This is a genomic window from Pantoea sp. Mb-10, from assembly GCF_021272205.1.
Classification (GTDB): Bacteria; Pseudomonadota; Gammaproteobacteria; order Enterobacterales; family Enterobacteriaceae; genus Pantoea.
The window spans coordinates 266,384-280,535 of sequence record NZ_JAJSDX010000005.1 but is presented as its reverse complement, the minus strand read 5'-3'; the positions used below and the strand labels follow the sequence as shown (position 1 = coordinate 280,535).

General features: G+C 47.6%; 12 protein-coding genes and 1 pseudogene. 2 read left to right on the top strand and 11 right to left on the bottom strand.

Annotated elements, in window-relative coordinates; translation table 11 throughout:
- Window positions 1-8: 8 nt before the first annotated feature.
- Window positions 9-1,499: an L-arabinose isomerase gene (araA, locus tag LU196_RS12730; protein ID WP_232757476.1), complete on the top strand. Its 1,491-nt coding sequence runs from the start codon at window positions 9-11 to the stop codon at window positions 1,497-1,499.
- Between the two features lie 149 nt (window positions 1,500-1,648).
- On the opposite strand, the gene LU196_RS12725 is transcribed toward araA, so the two are convergent.
- The 8 genes from LU196_RS12725 to LU196_RS12690 all read right to left on the bottom strand — a co-directional run bounded on the left by LU196_RS12725 (window position 1,649) and on the right by LU196_RS12690 (window position 9,501).
- Window positions 1,649-3,220: an ABC-F family ATP-binding cassette domain-containing protein gene (locus LU196_RS12725; RefSeq protein WP_232757477.1), complete on the bottom strand. Its 1,572-nt coding sequence runs from the start codon at window positions 3,218-3,220 to the stop codon at window positions 1,649-1,651.
- Window positions 3,210-4,430, bottom strand: coding sequence for an MFS transporter (locus LU196_RS12720; RefSeq protein ID WP_232757478.1), 1,221 nt, complete (start codon window positions 4,428-4,430; stop codon window positions 3,210-3,212). The genes LU196_RS12725 and LU196_RS12720 overlap by 11 nt, the downstream gene beginning before the upstream one ends.
- A 4-nt stretch (window positions 4,431-4,434) precedes the next feature.
- Window positions 4,435-5,217: a JmjC domain-containing protein gene (locus LU196_RS12715; RefSeq protein ID WP_232757479.1), complete on the bottom strand. Its 783-nt coding sequence runs from the start codon at window positions 5,215-5,217 to the stop codon at window positions 4,435-4,437.
- A 10-nt stretch (window positions 5,218-5,227) separates the two neighbouring features.
- Complete coding sequence (locus LU196_RS12710) at window positions 5,228-6,061, bottom strand: aKG-HExxH-type peptide beta-hydroxylase (protein WP_232757480.1); 834 nt, start codon at window positions 6,059-6,061, stop codon at window positions 5,228-5,230.
- A complete protein-coding gene (locus LU196_RS12705) occupies window positions 6,042-7,019 on the bottom strand; it encodes a ThiF family adenylyltransferase (protein WP_232757481.1) in 978 nt (325 codons plus the stop codon). Before LU196_RS12705 ends, LU196_RS12710 begins: the two co-directional genes overlap by 20 nt.
- Window positions 6,985-8,343, bottom strand: coding sequence for an ABC transporter substrate-binding protein (locus tag LU196_RS12700; protein ID WP_232757482.1), 1,359 nt, complete (start codon window positions 8,341-8,343; stop codon window positions 6,985-6,987). The genes LU196_RS12705 and LU196_RS12700 overlap by 35 nt, the downstream gene beginning before the upstream one ends.
- A gap of 13 nt (window positions 8,344-8,356) precedes the next feature.
- Window positions 8,357-9,292 carry a cupin-like domain-containing protein gene (locus LU196_RS12695; protein ID WP_232757483.1) on the bottom strand — a complete coding sequence of 312 codons (936 nt, stop codon included), beginning with the start codon at window positions 9,290-9,292 and terminating at the stop codon, window positions 8,357-8,359.
- A gap of 62 nt (window positions 9,293-9,354) precedes the next feature.
- Window positions 9,355-9,501, bottom strand: coding sequence for a hypothetical protein (locus tag LU196_RS12690; protein WP_232757484.1), 147 nt, complete (start codon window positions 9,499-9,501; stop codon window positions 9,355-9,357).
- A 699-nt stretch (window positions 9,502-10,200) separates the two neighbouring features.
- On the opposite strand from LU196_RS12690, the gene LU196_RS12685 reads away from it, so the two are divergent.
- Window positions 10,201-11,160 carry an ATP-grasp fold amidoligase family protein gene (locus LU196_RS12685; RefSeq protein ID WP_232757485.1) on the top strand — a complete coding sequence of 320 codons (960 nt, stop codon included), beginning with the start codon at window positions 10,201-10,203 and terminating at the stop codon, window positions 11,158-11,160.
- Here LU196_RS12685 and LU196_RS12680 read toward each other — a convergent pair.
- The 3 genes and pseudogenes from LU196_RS12680 to LU196_RS12670 form a co-directional block, all read right to left on the bottom strand.
- Complete coding sequence (locus LU196_RS12680; RefSeq protein ID WP_232757486.1) at window positions 11,138-12,199, bottom strand: ATP-binding protein; 1,062 nt, start codon at window positions 12,197-12,199, stop codon at window positions 11,138-11,140. The genes LU196_RS12685 and LU196_RS12680 overlap by 23 nt on opposite strands.
- A complete protein-coding gene (locus LU196_RS12675) occupies window positions 12,196-12,900 on the bottom strand; it encodes a response regulator (RefSeq protein WP_232757487.1) in 705 nt (234 codons plus the stop codon). Before LU196_RS12675 ends, LU196_RS12680 begins: the two co-directional genes overlap by 4 nt.
- A gap of 238 nt (window positions 12,901-13,138) precedes the next feature.
- Window positions 13,139-13,872: pseudogene (locus tag LU196_RS12670) on the bottom strand (alpha/beta hydrolase fold domain-containing protein); the annotation flags it as partial.
- Window positions 13,873-14,152 lie beyond the last annotated feature (280 nt).

Below are 14,152 nucleotides of genomic sequence, written 5' to 3'. Positions count from 1 at the left end.
AGCGAGAAATGGAACAACATGTGTGGTTTGTGATCGGTACGCAGCATCTCTACGGAGCGGAAACCCTGCGTCAAGTTGAACAGAATGCGCGGCAGGTGATGGAAGGGTTGAATCAGGCCGGCACCCTGCCGGTATCGCTGGTGCTGAAGCCGCTGGTAAAGTCTCCGGACGAAGCGCTGGCGCTGTGCCGCGACGCTAACCATGACGCCAACTGCATCGGCATCATCACGTGGTTACATACGTTCTCACCCGCCAAAATGTGGATCGGCGGCCTGAGCATCCTCAATAAGCCGCTACTGCAATTCCATACCCAATTTAACGCGGAAATTCCGTGGGACAGCATGGACATGGATTTCATGAACCTCAACCAGACCGCGCACGGCGGCCGTGAGTTCGGCTTTATCGGCGCGCGTATGGGGTTGCAGCACAGCGTGGTGACCGGACACTGGCAGGATAAGCAGAGTCAGCAGCGTATTGCCCGCTGGATCAACGCCGCCCAGGCCAAACAGGCCAGCCAGCAGCTTAAAGTGGCGCGCTTTGGCGATAACATGCGCGAAGTGGCCGTTACCGAAGGGGATAAAGTCGCGGCGCAGATTCAGTTTGGCTATGCGGTCAACGGCTGGGGTGTCGGCGACCTGGTGGAGGTGATCAACGGCGTCAGCGACGGCGACGTGAATGCGCTGGTCGATGAATACGAAAGCCAGTATCTGTTCAGCGAGGCCGCTGCCGTCGGCGGTGAAAAGCGGCAGAACGTGTTAGACGCAGCGCGCATTGAGCTGGGACTCAAACGCTTCCTGGATGACGAAGGATGCCAGGCCTTTACCACCAACTTCCAGACGCTGCACGGCATGACGCAGTTACCCGGCCTGGCGGTACAGCGTCTGATGGGACAAGGCTACGGTTTCGCTGGCGAAGGCGACTGGAAAACCGCCGCGCTGCTGCGCATCCTCAAAGTTCAGGCGGGTAACCGCGCCGGCGGCACCTCGTTTATGGAGGATTACACCTACCACTTCTCACCGGGCAACGATTTGGTGCTGGGCTCGCACATGCTGGAAGTGTGCCCGTCAATCGCGAAAGAGCAAAAGCCGCTGATCGACGTGCAGTTTCTTGGCATCGGTGGCAAAGCCGATCCGGCCCGCCTGATCTTCTCAACGCCTGCCGGACGCGCCATCAACGCCAGCGTCATCGACCTGGGCGATCGCTTCCGCTTGCTGGTGAATGTGGTGGACGCCATTGAGCAGCCAAAACCGCTGCCTAAACTGCCGGTCGCTCGCGCCCTGTGGCGCGCCCAGCCTTCGCTGGCAACCGCCTCGGAAGCGTGGATTCTGGCCGGCGGCGCTCACCACACGGTGTTCAGCCAGGCACTCGATTTGGAAGATATGTACCTGTACGGCGAACTGAACGGCATTGAAGTGCTGGTGATCGACGAAGATACCCGCCTGCCCGCCTTCAAGGACGCGCTGCGCTGGAACGAGGCCTATTACCGCTTGGTGCGCTAGGAAAGAGAGTTATAACGGAGAAAGCCGCGATTTATCGCGGCTTTTTTATAGCGCGGTGTTGAGACACTCAGAAGCGCGGCCAGAACTCAACGGCTTCACAGGCAAAACAAGCGGCGGTGAGAGGTAAACGCCTCGAATGTGCTCTCCCTTCAGGACATCTCGCACAATGAAGGTGTGTCATGCGCCATTTGTGCTGCTTTGTAGGCTTTTTGCGCCTCCAAAAAAACCTGTAATTTGCCATCATTGATAACAAAAAACCGATCGCACACGCTTTCAATTAACTGTCTATCGTGTGACACCATCAGTACCGTACCCTTGAATGCCGCCAATTGATGCTCCAGGGCTTCTTTACCCGCGATATCCAAGTGGTTGGTGGGTTCATCCAGCAATAATAAATGACTTTGTATCAGTGAAATACCGGCGAAAAGCACCCTCGCCCTCTCTCCTCCACTTAACGTGTTCACTTTATTGGAGAGACGCTCCCAGGGAAATCCTGCCTTTAATAAAGCATGCTTAAGCTGATCGGAGGTGGGATTAACACGCGATTTATTACAGTAGTTGAGGAGCGCGGTCAGAATATCACTTTCAGCCTCGATACCATTTTGCTGCTGATCGTAATAAGCGATCAGCGTGGCATCGTGAATATAGAAAGACGCTTCCCGTCCTGAATAACTCTGCCAAATCTGCTGTAAAAAAGTCGATTTGCCGATGCCATTGGCACCGATCAGTGCAATTTTTTCGCCGGGGCGAATCACCAAGTCATCAATCGAATAGAGCGTTTTTTCACTATTAGGTGGCTTAATTGCCCGCGGACCGCAGCTCAATATTTTTTTTGCACTCAGCGTCTGGCCCGGAAACGAGAGGTTCCACGGGTAAGGCTCGGGCAACGTATTTTGCTCAAGCTTGAGCTTATCAATGCGTTTGAACATGGACTGTGCTTTTCGGGCAGAACTTTTGCTGTGCTGCTCTTTACCCCATGATGCGAGCTGCTTTGCGCTGGCTTCAATGCGATCAATTTCATTTGCCTGTTCTTGATACTGTTGTTGGCATGCCTGTTCTTTATGCGCGTGCTCTAACAGCGCTTGAGTACAGGGCAGTCGAAACTGATGAATGTCTCCCCCAGCAATAATCCAGGTACTGTTTGTTGTATTGTCCAATATACGCGTGTCGTGTGAGACGATAACAAATGTGCCGCGCCACGACGACAGAAATGCCTCTAGCCAGAGTAAAGTGGGTAAATCCAGATGGTTTGAAGGTTCGTCCAGAAGAAGGACATTCGGTTCACACAGTTGAGCCCTTCCCAACAGTATGCGCGTTTGTTGTCCCCCACTCAGCTGCGAACAGGGCAGCGCATAATGCATGTCACTGATGCCGAGGTTATCCAAAACGATCTGAGCTCGCCAACCCTCATTAATGCGCTCATCTTCACTTAAAACATCCAGTAAGGCTTCTTCGGGTGTACACCCTAAAAGATGATCGGGGAAACGCTGTTCTACCATGTAAAAGCGCGACGATTTGGCATGCGTAACCTGTCCAGAAGTAGGCTCAAGTACTTTTGCTAATAGCTGCAGCAGCGTCGATTTTCCCGCGCCATTGAATCCAATGAGTCCAACCTTATCCGATGAACTTAATGAAAGTGAGACATCGCTAAAAAGCAAATTTGTTACATTATGGTAGGTGAGCTGGTTTGTGGCGATAAACACCTGTTCTTTACGGTTCACGGGAGTCCCCTTTACGGTAAAAAATAACAATCAAGATACCGACAAGCGCAAGCAAACCTTGCGACAGGTAAATTCCCTGTGATGAGAAGCCTGCGCCTCCGTGGGCCATCAGGAGATACATCGCCAAGATGAAGATACCCGATATACCATTGAAGGTGGCTTGTAGCCTACCCTGAAATTCTGGTTCACAATGAAGCTGAGAAAGGGAAATAGAGAGCGCCCAGCTTGAAATACCAAACCCAATAAAGAAATAAACGGGATAAACTAAGCCAATCGCATCATTACCGGAAAGAATGAATAAACCGCAGGCGATAATCAATAAAAGCAGCGCCAACGTTTTCTTTATGGTTATCTTCTTACACAAGATGGGTGCTAAAAACCCGCCAATTAGCACGCCCAATGAATAGAGCGCCTCGTAAAGTGCAAAGACGCGTGTGCTCGCATTAAGCACTTCGCGCGTATAAGGCACCAGAATGATGGGGATGGTCATCAACAGCACCATGATAATCATCTGGCTCATGTAGGGCATGAAGAGATCAGGTTTACTTTTGAAGTACCTGAGTGAAGAGATATAGCTGGCCCACCAACTCTCATTTTGACTGGCTTTATTTTCAGTAACCGCCGGTCTACGCATAGCTAAATTCAGTATGCCTGCAAGGATAAAGAGCCCCCCCCCAATGAAAAGCGTGCCCTTTATACCTACAATAGCTAACATAAAACCGCTCCATCCCATCCCCACAATGGTGCCAAATTCATAAACCATATCGATGGTGGAATTCGCACTCACAAGGGATTTTTTAGGAACGATTTCCTGAATAAACGGCACCGCACACGGCATATAAAAGGAGATAAAAATGCCCATCAGCGAGCACAACAGCATAAGGCTAAGCTGAACATGGTAATGCCATAACATGACCCAAGCGACAACGACAACGCCACGCACCAAGTTTGAGATGACAATTTGCGTTTTACGATCATAGCGGTCGGCTAACAGGCCAAATAAGGGCGCAAACACGATGCTTGGCATCCAGATACAAAACATCATCATGGCTACGCCGCCGATTGAGTTTGTCTGCGAATAAGCCAGCCATGAAAGCGCTATATAATTCAGGCCATTACCAAAGGTGGCAAAAAGCCCGCTGAGGGTAAAGAACAAAAAGTTTCTATTTTTGAAAAGCGCCAATCTCTCTTGAGCTTCCACCTTGAACATACTGTCATCCTAATGCACGAAATCCATTACACAACCAGTTAATTTTGTTGCCGAAATAACTGCGTTTTTTCGCCGCTGACTGTACCCGTTGTATGTACGCTGGCATCAAGGCGATTGAGTCATTTAAAAATGCTGTCAAATTAAATGAATTGACCGTACTATGAATGAATGTAACTGAGCATTCAATAGTTTTTGCCTGGTGCCACCAGTGCATAGGAAAATAGAGAAAGTCGCCTGGGTGTAGCATTACGCTTTCAAATGGAATATTCAGTTCGGCCAGCTCCGCATGCGTATAATAACGCCCCTCTTGCAGCGAATAATCCGGTGAGACAAGCGTAAATTCCTTTATTCCTTCAAGTTGCCCTACTACACCATTAACGCAAAGCATGTCTTTATGCATGGACGTAACCGTTTCAGGTGCGGACATAAGCATCCACGGCGCCAGCACTAATTCTCCCACAAGCGAATTTTCAATGGCGCGTAATGTGATTGACTCAGGTATTGAATAGGACTGCTCAAGCGCGTCAGCATGGTTCAAATGGGGCTGCCAGGACCAGTTCCCCATCCCTTTGGTTCCCGTTTTGATACGATCAATATAATCACCTACCGTTATCTCTACCGTGCCTGACTTGTTTATCCCCTCCTCAATGAGAATTTTATCCTCAGAGAAGTGTTCAACGATAGACGTAAAACTCCCTTTTTTAAAAAGGGGCCACTGGGTACAATAGTCATTTATGACAAAGCAACTCTGCGTTAGCTGCATTTCGCGCGCTGCTTCCAGCATCATTTTTTCACTCTTAAACACATGCATTCAAAAACCCCTCCCCCTGAAATTGGAAATTTATGCTTTTGAGCTCATTCATTACTTTTATACCGTGATGCGTCAGTAATGAATTATCTTCAAATTGCTCTACCGTTTCACCAAGTAGTTTATTTGAATTAGCCGCTTTGGTTTCAGAGTAACCTGAATCATTAACGCTTAATTGTATTTTATTCATATAAAATACAATGCGTGCTAAAACAAATGCCGCATGGAAAACACCGTTTACCGGACGAGGATGACTGCGAAAGGGACTGCGCAACTGTGCACCTTTAACAACCAAAGGGTCGGTTAGCTGTTTAATGTAGAGTTCGATATGCGACATCTCATGAATAAGATTTTCAATATAATCATGCAGTGACCATTCTGGCTTAGGCGCAATCACAACCAAGCCAAGAAAGAGTACAGAACTGGTGGCGACCAGCGAATCACTCTCTACAATGACAATCTGACCCACAAACTTACGCAAGGCGTAACTGAGTTCACTGTCGCCGGCTTCAATGATGTTCACCGCACGCAAGAGTGATTCACGATACGTTAAATCTTCAACGTACCCAATCTCAGAAAATGCGTCTTCCTGACGCGCCATTTCACTGGCTATCTTTGTAATTATAGATGCGTACTTTTCACCCCCATCAGCTGTGTAATTCACAATTTTCTCTGCCCACTTCACGTCAACATCATCCGTTATAAAATTGATTAACGGAAGTTTGGTATTACAGGCGAAAAATTTCTGCCAGAGTGCAACCTCTTGATCAATGACGTTGGTATGCAAATACACTGAATAAAAATTATCCTGTGTGATCGCCATAAAATATTTCTCCGAGTGCAGCCATACTAAGAGGATCATAAATCTTCTTGACATTAATGAGCTCAGGGTCTGAAAAAGGATAGAAAAAACTTGTAATATTGTTCGCCATTATGGCGCTTAATAATAAGTTCGTTGATCCAATTGATCCTGATATCGGTTTTGACTTTGCTTTGTCGTGTTTTTTGAGACTTGCAAGAAAAGCCCGTTTAGCCGCGTCCGTGGTTAAAAGCGGGCCAGCGGAAAGTGAGGTATAGCCAGCGGCACCAAAAATGACGGGTTTATTGTTTTTTATGCAGTATTCAATGACATACATAGATGATTTTATTGCCGGCGTGTCTATAGCGGAAACAACAAGGTCAATGCCCTTGCTAAGGCACTCAATGTCCTGAGAAGACTGAATCTGTTGTTCAACGGTAGTGATATGCATGTCGGGATTGATATTTTTTAACTTTGTCTTCAGGCATGATACTTTACTCTGGCCCACATCGTTCAAATCGTAAGCAAATTGTCGATTGAGATTACTTGTTTGCACTGTATCAAAGTCAATTAACGTCATGCTGGCGATGCCTGAAGAAGCCAGGCACATAGCTATATTGGCTCCCGTCCCACCACAGCCAAGTAAGGCGATATGGATATCTTCACGAAACTGAAAAGGCCGCTCACCGTTACCGAAATGAAAATTGAGGAAATCGTAGCTTTTTTCCATCGCAGTCCCTTTCCATCTCGTATCGACAAGATTGATCAGAGCAGTGGATTTTAGTTCCTCAAAAACAACCCGATTTCTTTCTTTCTTAAGAAATACATTCAATTCATCTTTGCTGAGCCCGGTTTCGAGTCGTGATAGAAAAGCAATGACATCGGGTTCGAGCGTGCCATTTAACTTGTAATTCCTTTTTCCCATCAAAACGATTTCTTTATCTAATTCAAGTACGGATGCATTCAACTTTATTCTCATCATCTTTTTTAACCTGCACTCTTTTTCCTGGAGAAAAAATTGACGCTTCCGCTAGATTTGACACACAAAAGAAGCCCGTTGGAAATAAAAAAAGAGGGATGCATAGGCCATGCTTACGCAACACAGCATCTATCTTCTTGAAGATTTTTCCTTGCTGAGAAGATAGCTCTTTGACGTGCAAGCAAGAATACAATTTCTTTAAATAGAGATAATCCTCATGATTTTTATCCAACCTGCTTAAATCTGATCGAATGATGTTTATGGGGCTGGATTGGGGGGCTTTACGGATTTCGAATCTGAGATGACAATCTGATTGCCAATCACCATAGTTATCCTGGCATAAATTAAGGTGAATATTGTGCTCTGCAACTTGGCTTTTTATAAAGCCGAGCACGTCTTTGTTAGGATAAAAGTCTTCATACGAAACATCTAAAGAAAACGAGTTAATATGCAATGATGCATTGTTTTCAGCCACTTCATACTCGCCATCGTAATAGAGTGCCATCCATGAATAAAAAGGCTCAAGTGCATTATTAAATTTTGCCGCGATAGCTTCTCTTTGAATTGCCGAGACAAAACGCATCTTAACATCATCGGGGATCTGATCAAATTTATTTCCTGGTGACAGCAGCATGACCAGGTTATCGTTATCGGAGAAAAATTCTTTTCTACTTTTGAACTGCTGATATTTATTAAGATCAAGGGCGGTGTTACTGCTGACATCGACTATTCCACTAAAAAAAGCTTGACCATCTAAATCTTCAGCCACCAAAACATAATCAATCTCTTTTACAAATTCGGATTCATTTGTTAAAGAGAATTTTTTATTGGCGATAAGCTTAATTACATTTTCATTTTTTGATTGAAGTATGTAAGGCCCTGCATAAATTTCTCTATTACTTACATGCATAGGCGAGAAATTTATGAGGGTGAGATGTTGGGTGATAAAGGGATCATACCAAGACGTTCTCAACGAAAAGCAATAATCGTCATGCGCAACTATTGCTTTTTCATCCTTTATCAACGCTGAGAGAATTTTCTTATAACGATTCGAACCATCACTAATGACATATCTAATCGCCCTAACATAATCTTCTGCCTTAACATTATCGCCATTACTCCAGAAAAGATTGCGTTTGATTTCAATCTTTACTTCGTTAGTCGATTGTTCAAAAACTTCGGCTGCAAAAGGCTTTACCGTTCCTTTTTCAGTGATGAAAAGCGGAAGCGCTAATTTACTGTAAATTTGCTCGCCGCCATAATCACAAATCGACCAGATATTTTCCTTATAGGGGAAAACATCAATGGCGATATTAATCTTTTCCATTTGAAATGACCGTTTAAACTGTTGCTTTGATCATGCTTTCATAAAGTCTTTTCTTTTGCATAAGAAGATCGATTTTTTCTTGCGTATAAGAAACTTCTTCTTCTATAGAGTTAATGACTTCATTGGACAGCGGCGCATCATTTTCAGCAAGCATTTTTAGATAATTATTGAATGCCAAATCACTTTCTAATGCATCACGTGAAATGTAAGAATGATAATTCTTATAAAATCTTATCGCGTGCTGCTGTGAAGTAAACCCACCGGTTACCATGATATTGTCAGAGTCATTTCTAATTTCATGTACCCAACCTGTAGGGACATAGAGGATGGTTCCAGGAGTCAGTGTAAACTCAACAATATTTACGCCGTGCTTATTTAGATGCTCAACCACCTTGCTGTCGAATAATGATGCACCCATATCAATGTTATGGCGATCCAGCGGTGAGATTGCTCTAAATGTTTTTTGCCCTTCGATCATTAACAACCATGCGCTGGTAGAAAAACAATCAATATGCAGATCGCAGTTTATTCCCTTCTTACCAAAAAAAATCCAGCGCCTACGGAACTGCATTCTTTTGGGTAACATTTCGATAAAATCTTCTGGGTGAAACTCTGGGAAAAAGATATCGTCATCTAAAGATGGGAAACTTTTTTGATAACTCCATCCCGTCATGTAGGGGCATTCTTTTCCATCTTGAACCATTTGAATATATTCTGAAATTGATATTTTCCTGGTAATATTTGCGGGATCGTTCAGATCATCGCTTACCTGACACAGCATTTCTTTACAGTTTTCTTTAAAAAAGTCAAAGTTCCACTTTTTATAAGCTGGCATCTCGCTGGCAATATTTCTATATTGCACTGGCGTAGTGTTATTAAAGAAAATCTCCGAAAATTGTGTGTTATCAACTTTAGTAATATCTTCAACATCAGGACGGTAGACGCTCATCTGCAATTCTCTCTATTGAAAAATTCAGTAAGTTCTGGGGACTCCCCCAGAACTTCTTTTTATTAGCAGCGATGGGTCGCTAATAACAACTCACTGTCTAACTCAACTTCAGCAAGCTGGACATTTTCAATTTTGAACTCAACATCGAAGTCTTTAGCTTCGGTTGGAGACACATAAGAACGAAACTCTTTGCTTTCGAAATCATTCATGGTTATTGCTCCTGCAAAATTAATGTTATTAGACAATGTTTCCATCGACGATCGCTTTGTAAAATTTGTTAAGCAGCCGTTTCCGGTGAAGCAAACTTAATGTTTTTTGTTGGATGGTGTTACCTGTTTGTAAGTGAATTGTGACTTACCACACAGTTTTAAACTTTATTTCACCCCTTAAACATATAAGAAAAACTTTTATTTAAAGATCAAAAAATACGCTTTGATTTAAAATAAATGATATAAATCAACACATTAACATTTAGTGCCGCACCTTAAATTACCCAGAAACAGTAAACTATTTACGCTTTAAAAAATAACCTCAGGATTGATTAAAATTTATACATAACCACGTATGGAAATCACTTCGCCCTTAAAATATTCACATAAACTTAAGTTTACTTCGGATTACCGTCTCTTTTTTGTGCATCTGGCGCAGCAAGATACGCATGATTTTTTGATGTTTCGCTTCCATAAGCGAAAGGCGTTCTATGCACAAAGCGCTGCCTTGATGACTCGGCGTCAGCTCTGTTATTCATCATGAACCCAATGACAAGCTGCACGCGCTCTGTAGCAAGACCGCATGCTCGTCATACGCGCTCGCATAACGTTTTCGCAGGCTCCACGCTGGCTCCATAATTCGCACAACATCACTAAATAGTGGCAGTGCAGAGTGTTCTTCCCTGCTCAGGAGGAACCATGACTCTACTCAATCACGTCTCAAAACATGTGGAATATTTGGCGCGAAAAGGCCGCACGCTGTTGACCAACGATTTACGCTTTCATCAGATGCGGCTGGAAAAGGTGTCAGGCCGGCCTGGCAATATTCGCCAGCCGGTGACGCTGAGCGAGAAAATATGCCATCGCCTGGTTTTTGATCGTAATCCGCTCTTCACGTTACTGGCCGATAAACTCAACGTACGCCACTACGTGCACGCCAATACCGCGCTGGTTAACACCGTGCCGCTGTTAGGGGTTTACCGGCAGGTTAAAGAGATTAACTTCGCAACATTGCCCGATCAGTTTGTCTTGAAGTGCAATCATGATAGCGGCAGCACGCAAATTTGTACGGATAAACGGACGTTCGATGCAACAAACGCCTTGCGCAGACTGCACTTCGCCTCAAAAAGAAATATGTACTACACCACCCGAGAGTGGCAGTACAAAAATATTGTGCCGATGATTTTGTGCGAGCAGTATATTGCACCGCCTCGTCTGGCTGCGACACGCGCGTTACCCGAGATGCTTAGACTGCATTGCTTCCATGGCATCTTGAGGGTGATAGAAGCTGACTTCACCGATTCTCACGGTCGCGAATTTATTAATGTCTATGATCGTGATTGGCAGCCGCTCCCCTGCCAAATGGAGTATCCGAATACCCCGCACCCTGTTCCGGCACCCGCGCTGCTGGGTAAGGCGATTATCGCTTCTCAACAATTGGCCCACAGCCTCGATTACTGCCGCGTCGATTTGATGCTGCACGATGAGGGAATTTATTTCAGCGAAATCACGCTCAGCCCGCGCCGCGGCAAATTGACCATTACGCCCATGGAATGGGATACCCAGCTGGGCAACCTGTGGCAATGGCGCGCAGAGACGGCGCATCCACATGAATCCGCCCAACTCGGGTATGCGATTAAACCGGCCAGCTCAGCGTAAATACGGAGTGATTGTGGTGGGTCCGCTGGTAGGTGGCGTCGCCACCGTGCGCCACCATCAGCGCTTTCACCACCGAGAGCCCCAGCCCGTATCCGCCCGGATTGACGATTTGCGCCTCGGTGCCGCGCTGAAACGGCTGAAATAAGCATTTTTGGCCCGCGTCCGATACACCGGGCCCCTCATCCTCAATGACAATCCAGTTTTGCCCTTGCGTCACGCCATTGCTGACGTGCAGCGCGCGTGAAGTAGCGTACTGCACCGCATTATCGAACAGCACGTTAAGGCACTGTAGAATTCGCAGGGGATCGCACTGGCAAACCTGATCCTGAAGCGTGATGGTCAGGCTAAACGCGTGACGGGTAAACTCCGGAGAAAAAGCGCTGAGCGTGCTCTCCAGGATCTCTTTGAGGTTAACCTCAGAGCGTGACAGGCTAAAACCCACCCGACTTGACGCGCTCACCACCCGCAGATCGTCAATCAGGTTGGTCAGCCCTTCGGTCTGTTTAAGCAACGTGCCAAACAGCATGGGCTCTGGTGTGAATACGCCGTCCACCAAGCCTTGCAGCCTGCCGCGCAGAATAGTCACCGGCGTTCTCAGTTCATGCGCAATAGCGGCGTTCCAGGCGTTACGCTGCGCGTCCAGCGTCTGCAGCCGTTCCGCCATTGCGTTAAAATCATCCACTAATTTTTTCAGCTCGCCCAAGTGAGATTGCCCATAATGCGCGCGGGCGGCTAAATCGCCTTGGGAAATCTTTTTAAGACTGGCCGCCAGAGAGTTGAGTGGCGTCAGGATTCTTCCCGACAGCTTTACGGTAAAAAACAGCGAGATGGCCACGCTGATGGTGGTGGAAATCAGGACCCATACCCAATCCAGGAAGGTCATTTGATCTTCCGTGCTGGCTTCTGCTCCGCCGGGGATATAGTTGATGATCACCGTATAAAAGAGAAATGAACCCAGTACGGAAACGGCGACGATCGTGAAGGTCAACGACAGCATATAGGTTAATACCTGACGACTGAGTATCGGCTCGCGCTTCATCTGTTTTCCCCCAGGCGATATCCCATACCGCGAATGCTCTCCGGCATCCCCTTCAGCCCGGCATTTTCCAGCTTTTTCCGCAGCTTACTCATGTGGCTGTCAACCGTTCTGTCCAGCGTGTCACCTTCTGGCAGGCACGCGGTGAGCAACTCTTCGCGGGAAAATACGCGCCGTGGACTGCGCGCAAGGTGCGTGATCAATTTGAATTCCGTGGTGGTCAATAGCGGGCTAACCCGCTCGGTACCTACGGCAATCTCAATGTGAAAATCCTCCGGATAAATGGTGATATTGGGCGTTCTGATAGGCTGAACCGCCGCCCGCTCCGTGAGGGTACGCGTGCGGCGCAGCACGGCTTCCACCCGCGCCACGACTTCGGCTGGATTAAAAGGCTTGATCACATAGTCATCGGCGCCCAAACGCAGCCCCATCAATTTATCCATATCCTGATCCAGCGCTGTGACCATAATCACCGGCACCGGGTTTTCGCGGCGCAGCGTGGCAAGGACATGCCAGCCATCCCTGACCGGCAGGTGAATATCCAGCAGGATGAGATCGGGTTTATGCAGATTGATGAGCGTGAGGGCCTGTTCGCCTTGCGCTGCGCGCAGCGTTTTCATGCCAGCACGGTGCAGATAACTCATGAGGATGTCGGCAATGTCATCATCATCTTCCGCCACCAAAATAAGACTGTTCGTGTGCACATAATCCTCGATTTCTGCCTAAGACTCGCCAACGTCAGTGGGCAAGACAGTTGGTGTCAAAGCGTGACTATCACGCTTTACGTGGGCAAGCAGCATACCAAATGCCAGTTACCCTGGCATGACGAAACTGCTTGGGGGTAAATACGTCACCCGCCTGTTATACCCCAGGGTTCACCAATGAAAAGCAAACGCATTGCCGCCCGTTGACGTCACCAGAACGCGCGCCAGGATTCACGCGTTACCGCGATATCGATCGCGATGCGTCATGGGTGCCAGCTTGCGTCGATAAGGTATTTTTCAGGCAGCCTATCGCATTGTGTAACGCCTGGTCGGCTTCCGGCAGCGTACCGGCCAGGAGGTGCCAAACATGAAACATTCCCGGCCAGACTTCAAGCGTTGTGCGCACCCGGTCCTCGCCTAAGCGTGTCGCCAGTATCATCGCGCCACTGAGCATCACTTCGTTTTCACCCATTTGTATCAACGTGGGGGAAAGGCCCTGGAGTTCGGCATAAACCGGCGATGCGTCAGGGTGCGTGGGGAGTTCCCCCGCCAGAAAATGCCGGGCTAAATGGTGAAGAAAATCGAGGCTACAAAGCGGATCCAGACCTTCGCGAGCGCGCGCCGCGACGCCGCTGTGGGTGAGATCGGCCCACGGCGAGAAGGCTACTGCCGCCGCTGGCAGCGGTAACCCGGCGTCTCGCGCCTTACGCATCAATGTCACTCCCCTCGCCCGGCCCGCTGAATCACCCACCCGCACCAGAGTGACAGGATCGATGCCCTTGTCGAGCAGCGCACGATATGCGGTCAAACCACCGTCAACCGGGGTTGGGAAGGGAAAATCCGGTGCCTGTCGGTAATGCGGCACGTAAACGTTGGCGTTTAAAGCCGAGGCGATGCGACCGGTTAATCCGCGATACATTTCCACTCCACGCCACCGTGTACATAGCCGCCGCCATGTAGGTAAAGCACCACGCCTATTCCCGCCGAGGCGTGCATCTGGCAAGCTGCCTTCCTTTATGCTGGATAAGGATATTCTGGAGGGTCGATGAGTCCATCTGTTACCCGCAGCGCAGGGGGAAGAGATGGCTATCCATGCGATCTGTTCCAGCCGCAGGCACCTTTCTTTGCGTGTGCGGGCGTTTATTGATGAGCTGAAACGGTTTCTGGGCGCGCAGAAAACGTGACGTGGTCAGTGGCGGGACACCACGTCGCGTGTATTCCCGAAGTGACCATGACTAACGATGTTGAATGA